This is a genomic window from Adlercreutzia equolifaciens, from assembly GCF_029076695.1.
GTDB classification, from domain to species: Bacteria; Actinomycetota; Coriobacteriia; order Coriobacteriales; family Eggerthellaceae; genus Adlercreutzia; species Adlercreutzia equolifaciens_A.
On sequence record NZ_JARFIK010000544.1, the window covers coordinates 1 to 292 of the forward strand.

The 292-nt window shown below is 63.4% G+C and carries 1 protein-coding gene; it reads right to left on the minus strand.

The features are described from left to right. On the minus strand, nt 1-155 hold a 155-nt coding region (locus PZH32_RS13545; protein WP_275208773.1), incomplete at its 3' end, for a PspA/IM30 family protein. Between the last annotated feature and the right edge of the window lie 137 nt (nt 156-292).

Below are 292 nucleotides of genomic sequence, written 5' to 3' on the forward strand. Positions count from 1 at the left end.
GCCATGACGCCCGCGGTGGCCTCGCGCACCTCGGCGAGGGACTCCGTCATCTCGCGCAGGTACTGATCGACCATCTTCTCCGGGTCTTCGGCCGTGTCCAACAGCTCGTTGATGTTCGCCTTTACGATGGAGGCGAAACGATCGAGAATACCCATGGGGGTGCTCCTCTCTGGCCTGAGCGGCCTAGGTCGTGGCCCGAAGGGCCGGGGCAAACTTCGCACACAGCGAAGGTGGTTCCAACAGGGGCGGCTTGTGCGCCGCGCTGTCTTGCAGCAGAGCGCCCAAACATATA